This is a genomic window from Catenibacterium sp. (assembly GCF_052354645.1).
Lineage (GTDB): Bacteria > Bacillota_I > Bacilli_A > Erysipelotrichales > Coprobacillaceae > Catenibacterium > Catenibacterium mitsuoka_A.
The window spans coordinates 1-11262 of the sequence record NZ_DAWDDM010000037.1 but is presented as its reverse complement, the minus strand read 5'-3'; the positions used below and the strand labels follow the sequence as shown (position 1 = coordinate 11262).

The 11262-nt window shown below is 33.8% G+C and carries 9 protein-coding genes; 7 read left to right on the top strand and 2 right to left on the bottom strand.

Features of this window, described 5'->3' with window-relative positions:
• Positions 1–185: 185 nt before the first annotated feature.
• Positions 186–695: a hypothetical protein gene (locus ACT8VG_RS02990; RefSeq protein ID WP_117460087.1), complete on the top strand. Its 510-nt coding sequence runs from the start codon at positions 186–188 to the stop codon at positions 693–695.
• A gap of 28 nt (positions 696–723) precedes the next feature.
• On the opposite strand, the gene ACT8VG_RS02985 is transcribed toward ACT8VG_RS02990, so the two are convergent.
• On the bottom strand, positions 724–1404 hold the full coding sequence (locus ACT8VG_RS02985) for a response regulator transcription factor (RefSeq protein WP_217106947.1): 681 nt from the start codon (positions 1402–1404) through the stop codon (positions 724–726).
• A 231-nt stretch (positions 1405–1635) separates the two neighbouring features.
• Between ACT8VG_RS02985 and ACT8VG_RS02980 the strand changes: the two genes are divergently transcribed.
• The 4 genes from ACT8VG_RS02980 to ACT8VG_RS02965 all read left to right on the top strand — a co-directional run bounded on the left by ACT8VG_RS02980 (position 1636) and on the right by ACT8VG_RS02965 (position 6739).
• Positions 1636–3717, top strand: coding sequence for a glutamine synthetase III family protein (locus tag ACT8VG_RS02980; protein ID WP_117458124.1), 2082 nt, complete (start codon positions 1636–1638; stop codon positions 3715–3717).
• A gap of 78 nt (positions 3718–3795) precedes the next feature.
• Positions 3796–4257 (top strand): GNAT family N-acetyltransferase, encoded by a 462-nt coding sequence (locus tag ACT8VG_RS02975; protein ID WP_117458123.1) that lies wholly within the window; start codon positions 3796–3798, stop codon positions 4255–4257.
• A gap of 136 nt (positions 4258–4393) precedes the next feature.
• Complete coding sequence (locus tag ACT8VG_RS02970; RefSeq protein WP_022425958.1) at positions 4394–5824, top strand: glycoside hydrolase family 1 protein; 1431 nt, start codon at positions 4394–4396, stop codon at positions 5822–5824.
• Positions 5825–5890: 66 nt separating this feature from the next.
• Complete coding sequence (locus ACT8VG_RS02965) at positions 5891–6739, top strand: hypothetical protein (RefSeq protein WP_444195169.1); 849 nt, start codon at positions 5891–5893, stop codon at positions 6737–6739.
• Positions 6740–6762: 23 nt separating this feature from the next.
• Here ACT8VG_RS02965 and abc-f read toward each other — a convergent pair whose 3' ends face one another.
• A complete protein-coding gene (gene abc-f / locus ACT8VG_RS02960; RefSeq protein WP_432272074.1) occupies positions 6763–8619 on the bottom strand; it encodes a ribosomal protection-like ABC-F family protein in 1857 nt (618 codons plus the stop codon).
• A gap of 128 nt (positions 8620–8747) precedes the next feature.
• On the opposite strand from abc-f, the gene ACT8VG_RS02955 reads away from it, so the two are divergent.
• The gene (locus tag ACT8VG_RS02955) at positions 8748–10667 is read left to right on the top strand and encodes an aconitate hydratase (RefSeq protein WP_444195168.1); all 1920 of its coding nucleotides are present in this window, start codon (positions 8748–8750) and stop codon (positions 10665–10667) included.
• On the top strand, positions 10667–11262 hold a 596-nt coding region (locus tag ACT8VG_RS02950; protein ID WP_444195167.1), incomplete at its 3' end, for an isocitrate/isopropylmalate family dehydrogenase. The genes ACT8VG_RS02955 and ACT8VG_RS02950, both read left to right, overlap by 1 nt.

Sequence of the window (11262 nt, the reverse complement as noted above, 5' to 3'; positions counted from 1 at the left end):
TTAATCTACATCCCATTCCTAATTGCTTACGAAAAGTATCAGGCTAAACAGGCTGCTGAATAATTTATTTAAAGTTTATAATTATAATATTTCGACAATGGGAAGAGAGCCTTGCCTCTCTTCTTTTTTATTGTAATAAAGGACTAAATATTGTATAATATAAAAGAAAGTGAGGCCTTTTTTTTATGAAAGAATTCAAGGTAAAACCAAATCTAGCTGTAGGTATCTGGCTAGGTGCTTTAACTCTTGTTTGGGTTTATGATATCGTCATGTTTGTATTAAAATCATTGGATCAGCAGTCATTTATTATTGTTTCAATTTTCTTAGCTGTATTGTATTTTTATTTCTTAGGGTGTCGTCCTTATAAATATATTGTCGATGGCAAAACTTTAATCTTCAAAAGAAGATTATTACCTCAAAAAGAAGTAGACTTAATGTCATGTGAAGTCATTTGTGATCCAGTATCAAGAATGGCTGACTTAGTCACTAGACCTCATGCTATTGAACTTTATACAGATTTAAAGAAGAGATATAGTACATTCCCAAAAGATAGATATGAATTTGTAGATGCAATTTGCGAATCTAATAAACGTATCCACTGTACAGTAGCGGATTATACTGACCAGCATCGTAAGATTGAAAAGAAAGAAAGACGCGAAAACAGAAGACGTAGAAAAATCAATAAGAGAAGCTAAAAAAAGAATGCGATATGCATTCTTTTTTCTATATGGCCATCTTATAAGAGTTTGCGCCAAAGCGTCTGATATACTCTTCATGAGAGCCTGTTCTATTTAATTTTATTATAAGTGAACTCACTAGGTTCATGACTGATTGATCGTCTGCATAAACACTATCACCCCAGATACCTTCAAAAATCTTGATTGAAGTATAAGGTTGATAGGGATGAGACATCAACATTTTTAATAGTTTAAATTCATTTTTAGTTAGAGTGACTGAATGATCATTTAATGAAACGGTCTTAGCAGTATCATCTAATATAATATCTTTAAAACGGTAGATCTTTCTAGGTCTTAAAACACCCATCTTATAGACGTCTTGAATTTTTCTTAATAAAGAAGTTAATGAGAAGGGTACTACAATGTAATCATCAGCACCGGCATCTAATAAATCTTCTAAATAAGCTTCATTTAACATATCACTTACAACTATAGTTATAGCTTGTGAGTTACGTCTATTTTTTACTAGGAACTTATTAGTATTAATACCAGGAAATACATCTTCTAGAATAATACAATCATAATTATTGTTTGTATAAAGAGAATTAAATTCATCCAATGTCTTTGCTTGATAACAAATGAAATGATCCTGGTCGAGATAATTCTTAATGCGATTATTACGTTCACTGTTGTGATCTATGATCAATGTTTTCTGTTTTCCAAACATGTTTTTCACCTCGCTACAATTATAATCTTTTCGGTATTAAATAACAAGTTGGCTAATATTTTTTAAAAAGTGAAAATTATTGAATTAGAGTAGTTAAAAGCCTACATTTTGTGATACTATGTGGGTGCAATAAGGAGTGAATGATAAAAATTATTGCACAGTGATAAAAAAGTATTGACGCAAATATTTTTTATTGCTACAATCATACCCATAAAAAGGAGATGTAATCGTATGGAAATGAACAAACTTTTAGATGAATACGGTCGTTATACATTTAACGACGAAACTATGAAGGAACGCATTCCTAAATCTACTTATAAAGCTTTCCATGAAGCTCTAGATAAGGGAGAACCTCTTTCAAAAGAAGTTGCAACAGTAATCGCAAATGCAATGAAGATTTGGGCTGTTGAAAATGGTGCTACACATTTCACTCACTGGTTTATGCCAATGACTGGTTTAACTGCAGAAAAGCATGATGCTTTCTTAGAACCAGATGGAAATGGTGGAGCAGTTCTTGAATTTAGTGGTAAGACATTAAGAAAAGGTGAACCTGATGCCTCTTCTTTCCCATCTGGTGGTATTCGTGCTACTTTCGAAGCACGTGGTTATACTGCATGGGATTGTACTTCTCCAGCCTTTGTAAAAGACGGAAGCTTATATATTCCTACATTATTCTGTTCTTATACTGGTGAAGCACTTGATAAAAAGACTCCATTATTACGTGCTTGTGATGCTTTAAGTGCATCAGCTTCTAACTTATTAACTAAGATTGGTTTAGAAGGTGTTGATAAAGTGACTGCTTCAGTTGGTGCTGAACAGGAATATTTCTTAGTATTAGATGAATACTGGCAGAAGAGAGTTGACTTAAAGTTAACTGGTCGTACTCTTTATGGCGCTCCTGCTCCTAAGGGTCAGGAATTAGAAGATCACTACTTTGGTTCTATTAAACGTAAAGTAGGTGCCTTCATGAAGGATCTTGATAACGAATTATGGAAATATGGTATTCCTTCAAAGACTAAGCATAACGAAGTAGCTCCTGCACAGCATGAAGTTGCTTGTGTATATACAGTAGCTAATGTAACTGCTGATAACAATGCATTAGTAATGCAGTTATCTCAGGATATTGCGAAGAAACATGGTTTAAGATGTTTATTACATGAAAAACCATTTGAAGGTGTTAACGGTTCTGGTAAACATAACAACTGGTCATTAATGACTAATACAGGTATTAACTTATTTAATCCTGGACCTGACCCAATCAACAATAAGCCTTTCTTAGCTACTCTTGCATGTGCTCTCAAGGGTGTTGATGAATATGCTGAATTATTAAGATTATCTGCTGCATGTGCTGGTAATGACCATAGACTTGGTGCTAATGAAGCTCCACCTGCAATTGTTTCAGCATTCGTTGGTGATGACTTAAATAAAGTTATTAAAGCAATCATTGATGGTGAAGAATTAAATAAAACTACTGGTGAAAGATTCACTACTGGTGTATCAGTTATCCCAGATTTCTCTAAAGACTCAACAGACAGAAACAGAACATCTCCTTTTGCCTTCACAGGTAATAAATTTGAATTCCGTATGGTTGGTTCATCTCAGTCAGTTGCAGCAGTTAACACTATGTTAAATGCTATTATGGCTGAAGAATATGATCAGATGGCTGCTAAATTAGATGCAGGTGAATCATTAGATGATATCATTAGAGAATTCTTCAAGAATCATGAAAGAATCATCTTCAATGGTGATGGATATTCAGAAGAATGGAAAGAAGAAGCTGCAAGACGTGGATTACCTAACCACGCAAACTCTGTAGATGCATGCGCTTGCTTAAAGAAACCTGAAATCCGTGAAATGTTTGTAAAACATGGTGTATTCACTGAAGCTGAAATTGATTCACGTTATGACATCCAGTTAGATAACTATGCTAAGACAATCCGTGTTGAAGCTTTAACAGCATTATCAATGGCTAAGACTGAATTATATCCAGCATATGTAAAGGCATGTGGTACTTTAGCTAATGATGCAAAAGAAGTAGCTAAGGCTGGTGTAGACAATACATTCATGGTTGAAGACTTAAAGGTATTAACTTCTTTACTTTCAACTATGCGTGAACAGATGATTACATTAGAAACTGCCATCAATAAAGCTGAATCAACTGATTCTTCTACATTAGATACTGCAACTGCATGGAGGGATTTAGTTATCCCAGCTATGGATGCATTACGTGCAACTGCTGATAGCTTAGAAACTAAAGTAAGTGCTCAGCAGTATCCAATTCCAAACTATATCGATTTATTATTCGGTATTTAATAGAAACGGTCTATAATGACCGTTTTTTTTATGGGCAAATAATGGTATAATGTGATGTATGAAATAGAGGTGATATAAATGGAATTTAGAGAATACAAGGACACAGATCTTCATGCAGTTATGGATTTATTTTATGTCACTGTCCATGAAGTCAATAAGAATGATTATAGTGAAGAACAATTAGATGCTATTGCACCTAAGGCTGCTAATGAATATCATTGGGAAAAGTCTTTAGAGAAAAATCATACTATCGTGGTTGAGGAAGATGATAAGTTGATTGCTTTCGGTAATATTGGCAAAACTGGATATTTGGATCGTTTATATGTTCATCCTGATTATTTAAGAAAAGGGATTGCATCTAAACTTGTAGAAGAGTTAGAAGAATATGCAAAAAAACATGGAAGTCATGTAATTAATGTGACTTCATCTATTACATCTAAACCATTCTTTGAATCTAAAGGTTATGCAGTCATTGAAGAACAAATCAATGAAAGACGTGGAGAAAGACTTCTAAGATACTTAATGGAAAAGAAAATTTAAGATACTTTTTAAAAAAGTGTAAGATAAGTGAGAAAATGTGAAAATATTTTCTCTTTTTTCTATTCTTGAAAAGAATCATGATTTTTAAAATCTTCCGTTATAATGGTGTCAGAAAAAAAGAAAAGGAGACTCATAAATGTTAGACAACAAATTAAAAGCTTTTCCAAAAGATTTCTTATGGGGTGCATCTACTTCAGCTTATCAGGTAGAAGGTGCTAATTTATCAGATGGTAAAGGACCATCATGTCAGGATGTTAAAGAATTACCAGCAGGAACTGCATCTTTAGATGTATGTGCAGATCACTATCATCGTTATAAAGAAGATATCAAGTTAATGGCTGAAATGGGATTCAAGACATACCGTTTTTCAATCGCTTGGACTAGACTTATTCCTAATGGAACTGGTGAAGTAAATCAGGCAGGTATCGATCATTACAATGATGTGATTAATACATGTTTAGAATATAATATCGAACCATTAGTGACTATGTTCCACTTTGATATGCCTGATGCATTAGATAAGAGAGGTTCTTGGTCTAATCCTGAATCAGTAGACTGGTTCGTTAACTTCGCAAAGGTTATGTTTGAAAACTTCGGTGATAGAGTTAAATATTGGTTAACTATCAACGAACAGAACATGCTTACTTTAGTTGGTCCAATTATTGGTACATTAAGAATTCCTGAAGGTACTACAAATGTATTAAAAGAAGTATATCAGCAGAACCACCATATGTTAGTTGCTCAGGCTAAAGCTATGGTTTTATGTCATGAAATGCTTCCTAATGCTAAGATTGGTCCAGCTCCAAATATTTCTTATGTATATCCAGCAACTTGTAAGCCAGAAGATAATTTAGCAGCTCAGGAATACAATGCAATCAGAAACTGGTTATATTTAGATATGGCAGTTTATGGAAAATACAATAACTTAGTATGGACTTACTTAGAAGAAAATGATGCAACACCTACATTTGCTGAAGGTGATGAAGAAGCTATGAAGAATGCACACCCAGACTTCATTGGTTTCAACTACTATTCAACTGCAACTGTACAGAAAGCAGCAGCTGATGATGAATTAGATCCAGGTGCAGACCAGCAGTCAGCTCGTGGTGAAGCAGGTTACTATAAGGGATATGCAAATCCAAACCTTAAGAAGACTGAATTTGGTTGGGAAATTGATCCAGATGGTTTCTTAGCAACTATGAGAGAAATGTATTCTCGTTATCATTTACCAATGATCGTTACTGAAAATGGTTTAGGTGCATACGATACATTAGAAGATGGTCGTGTTCATGATAACTACAGAATTGCATACTTAAGAGCACATATCGAACAGTTACATAAGGCTGTTACTGAAAACATCGAAATGATGGGTTACTGCCCTTGGTCAGCAATCGACTTAGTATCAACTCATGAAGGTATCAGAAAGAGATATGGTTTCATCTATGTAGATACTACAGATGAAGAAGTAGGAACTCTTGACCGTTATAAGAAAGATTCATTCTACTGGTATAAGAAAGTCATCGCTACTAATGGTGAAGACTTATCAGACGACTTCGACGTTGAATAATAAATGAACATCCGGTCTTTTCCGGATGTTTTTTTTAGTGTATGATAGGTTAGAAAGGAGGGAAATATGAACGCTATTATTTTATCGCTAATAAGCTGGTTTATTTTCCTAATTAATCCTCCTATAGGTCTAGGAAGTCTTGCTGTATTAATAGAAACAGGTCTTTATGGCTTGATGGAATATCGTATTAAAAAGGATGATGATTCAGAAAAAGACACACTCTATAATGCTTATTTTATACTATCTGTAATGTTAGTTATTGTGACTTCAGTTATTATGCTTTTCCTTTATCAATTAGATGGAGACAGTACTGTGACTCTTATTAATAAAAGAGGGGAATTGCTGAATACAGTACTCTATATGATTGGTTTAATGGTTAATGTCTTGTCTATTAAGACTGTTTATGATGAAAGAAATAAATGGTTACATCGTTATGGTGGAAGAGAACTTTATGATTACTTTGATCCTGAAGGGCTGACATTTACTATGCCACGTTCCTTCTATATATGTATGGGTGCTTCTATTGTGAGTGGTTTATTGTGTCCTTACTTAGGGACTATTGGTTTCTGGACATTACTCTATATTCCAATCATCATGTTCTCACGTATGAATCTCAAGATATATAAGAATATGTATATTAAGTTATCTCATAATAGAGGAACAGAGAATGAATATGAAAGATTAAAGCATGTTGTGCCAGGAGGAATCTATACACATTATTGTTTATGGTTTACTTATATGATTGCTTTTATGGTGATAGGCATTAAGTTCTTATGTTATTCACAGAATATTTTTGTCTTATCTTTCTTACCAACATTAAAAGATCTTTATGCATTTTATCCATTTATTGTATCAATCATTGGTGATTTTATCTGTGCATTTATACTTATCTATAACTTAAAACAAAGAAATTAGGACTAGGGTTGCCCCTAGTCCTTTTAAGCGTTCATCTCTTCTGAAAGTTCTTCCCATTCCATCATGAGTTCTTCTAATTTGTTGTTTAAGTCTTCTAGTTCAGCAGTGATTTCATTATACTTCTGATAATCATTCATCACTTCATCACTATGGAGTTCTTCTTCCTTCGCACTGATCTTCTCTTCAAAGTCAGAAATATCATTTTCTATCTTCTTTAATCTATTCTTCTTTTTCTTGTCAATGTTATTTTGAACTTTTACCGCTGTTTCTTTCACAACTTCTTCTACTTTACGATGTTCAAGATAATAAGCATAGTTACCACCAAATATTTCATCACCATGAGGATTCATCTCTACAATCTTAGTAGCCAATTTATTAATAAAATAACGGTCATGAGAAATAAAGAGAATAGTACCAGGGAAATCTAATAATGCATCTTCTAGCACTTCTTTAGATTGAATATCTAAATGGTTTGTTGGTTCATCTAGAATTAAGAAGTTCGCTTTGTTAAGTAATAGTTTTATTAAGACGATACGTCCTTTTTCACCACCAGATAAAACATCAATTGTTTTAAATACATCTTCACCTTTAAATAAGAATGCAGCACAGATATTTCTGATTTCTGTATTATTCATATCAGGATAAGCATCATGTATTTCATCAAAGATTGTTTTTTCAGGAGATAAAGAAGTCTGTTCCTGATCATAATAACCAATCATCACCTTAGAACCTAAACGAATACGTCCATGTACAGGTAAATAATCTTTAAGAATCAAATGGAACATAGTTGTCTTACCTACACCATTAGGACCAAGTAAAGCAACTCTTTCACCTTTCTTGACTTCAAAAGACACAGAATCGAACAATGGCTTATCAAAAGCCATCGCTACATCATCTACTTTTAAAACATCATAACCACTCTCTATTTCAGGCTCAAATGCAAAACGGATACTAGAAGGAAGACTTTCAGGTCTTTCTACCTTCTCCATACGTTCAAGTGCTTTCTCTTTAGATTCAGCACGTTTTACCTGTTTTTCACGGTTATAAGATTTTAAACGATCAATAGACTCCTGCATACGTTTAATATCTTTTTGGTTATTTAAATAGTGTTTTAATTCTACATCACGATCATGCTTCTTGATTTCAGCATATTTAGAATAATTACATTTATAGATTTTACTCTTACCATTCTCTATTTCCATAATAGAAGTAGACACTTGATCAATAAAATAACGGTCATGAGATACTACAATTACAGCTTTATTATACTGTTTTAAATAGTTTTCTAACCATTCAATAGAATTTACATCAAGATGGTTAGTCGGTTCATCAAGTAATAATAAATCGGGAGAACGTAATAACAACTGACCTAACGCAATTCTTGTCTTCTGTCCACCAGATAAAATACCAATAGGTTTATACCACATATCCTCATCAAAACCTAAACCATTGAGAACACCTTTTACCTGTGACTCCATGGCATAACCGCCTTCATCCTGAAACTTAGATAATAAAGAATCATACTGATTCATGATTGTATCTAAATCATTTGTGACAGCCATTTCTTGTTCCAATTCACGTATACGTTTCTCTATTTTCTTTAAATCTTCAAAAGGTTCTTCCAATGTTTCATAAATACTCTTATTAAGATCAAACTTATGTTCCTGATTCAATGTACCAATACGAATATTCTTTGCAATAGTCATTATACCATCATCATAAGCTTCTTCATTTAAAAGAATTCTAAGCAATGTACTCTTACCAGCACCATTAACGCCAATAATGGCAAGTTTATCATGCTCTTCTATATGGAATGTTATATTTTTTAGGACTTCTTTTCCTGAATAAGATTTAGATAGTCCTGAACAAGATAATATCATTTTTCATCACCCAATGTATTGTACCAATTTAACGAAATAAATACAAATTATCTTTGTTTTTTATATTGCACAGATAATAGTATATGTGTATAATTGTATACAATAAGAAACAAGGGGGAGAAGATTATATGAATCTAGCGTATAAAATCTTGAATGCACATCTTAAAAAAGGAGAATTAGTCCCAGGAACATCTATTTGTATCGGAATTGATCAGACTTTAACACAGGATTCTACAGGTACAATGGCTTATCTTCAGTTAGAAGCAATGAATGTAGGTCATGTTGCAGTAGAAAAAGCAGTCGCTTATATTGACCATAACATGCTTCAGACTGGTTTTGAAAACATGGATGACCATGAATTTATTAAATCTGTTGCAAGAAAACATGGTATCACATTCTCTAAACCAGGTAATGGTGTCTGTCATCAGTTACAGCTTGAAAATTTCTCACATCCAGGTAAGACGCTTATTGGTTCAGATTCTCATACACCAACATGTGGTGCAATGGGTATGATTGCGATTGGTGCAGGAGGACTTGATGTCGCTGTTGCCATGGCAACAGGTAAGTATTATGTTCAGTGTCCATCAGTATTACAGGTTAAACTAACAGGACGTAAAGCACCTTGGGTATCTGCAAAAGACGTTATCTTAAAAATCTTACAGGAATTATCTGTAAAAGGTGGAGTTAATAAGATTGTTGAATATACAGGTGAAGGTTTAAGTGATCTTTCATTAACTGACCGTGCGACTATCTGTAACATGGGTGCAGAACTAGGTGCCACTACTTCAGTATTCCCAACAGATGAAAATACTTCAGCTTACTTAAAACAGCAGGGTAGAGAAGATGAATATGTTGAAATGAAAGCAGATGATGATGCAACATATGATGAAACTATTGAAATCGATATGTCTACATTAGTTCCTATGGTTGCTCAGCCTCATTCACCAGATAATGTAGTAGATGTAAAAGAATTAGAAGGTATGAAGATCAATCAGGTAGTCATTGGTTCTTGTACAAACTCATCTTTACCAGATATGATGCGTGCTGCAAAGATCTTAAAAGGTCGTAAAGTGGCTGAAGATGTTTCTTTAGTTATCGCTCCAGGTTCTTCTTCTATTCTTTCTATGCTTGCACAAAATGGTGCTCTTGCAGATATGATTCATGCAGGTGCAAGAATTCTTGAATGTGGATGTGGTCCTTGTATCGGTATGGGACAGGCTCCATTATCAAAAGGTGTTTCTTTAAGAACAATCAACCGTAACTTTAAAGGACGTTCTGGTACAAATGATGCAAGTGTATATCTAGTATCTCCAGAAGTTGCTGCATTATCTGCAGTCAAAGGTTATTTATCACAGGAATTTGAAGATGATATGGTATTAGAAGAAGTACCAGATACACCATTTGTGAAGAATCCTAACTTCTTTATTAGTGAATATATCCCTGATAATGAAATTTATATGGGACCTAACATCAAGCCAGTTCCTAGAGGAGATAAGTTAACAGATACAGTAAGCGGTAAAGTTGTATTAAAAGTAGGAGACAATATCTCTACAGACCATATCGTACCTTCTGATTCTAAACTACTTCCATTCCGTTCTAATGTCCCTCATTTAGCTAAGTTCTCATTCTCTAAGGTAGATCCTGAATTCTATAATAGAGCCGTTAAAAACAATGGTGGTTTCATTGTAGGTGGAGATAACTATGGACAGGGTTCATCAAGAGAACATGCTGCATTAGTACCTAACTACTTAAAGATCAAAGCTATCTTCGCAATTTCATTTGCGAGAATTCATCGTTCTAACTTAATCAACAATGGTATTCTTCCACTTGTTATTGATGCGAAAGATTACGATTTCTTTAATGATCAGGATGATTATGAATTAAGTGATTTATTAGCATCTGTAGAAGAAGGTAAAGACATTGTAGTGACTAATAAGAATACAAATGAAACAATTACAGCACATCTATCATTATCAGCACGTGAAAAAGTCATGATTCAGTATGGTGGATTATTAAATGCAATTAAAGAACTAGGAGGAGATTTCTAATGAAAGCAGTACTTATTCCAGGTGATGGGATTGGACCAGAGATTTCAGCAAGTGTTGAATCTATCACAAAAGCAATGAACCTAGATATTGAATGGGTTAAATATAGAGCAGGTGCAGAATATGCAAAAGAAACAGGTGAAGTATGGGAACCTGGTCTTGTAGATGCCATTGAAGAATACAAATGGGCATTAAAAGGTCCTACAGCAACTCCAATTGGAACAGGTTTTAGAAGTGTGAATGTCGCATTAAGACAGAAATTCTCTACTTATGCCAATGTACGTCCTTTACGTAACTTCAAGGGTATTGATTCTAAATATGAAAATATTGACTTAGTCATCATTAGAGAAAATACTGAAGATTTATATAAAGGTATTGAATATATGCTCACTGATGATATTGCGAATGGTGTTAAGTTGATCACTAGAGAAGCTTCTACACGTATTTGTCGTTATGCATTTGAATATGCACGCACAAATAACAGAAAAAAAGTGACAGCCATCCATAAAGCCAATATAATGAAGTATACAGATGGTCTTTTCCTTGATTGTTATAGAGAAGTGGCAAAAGACTATCCAGAAATAGAAACACAGGAAGA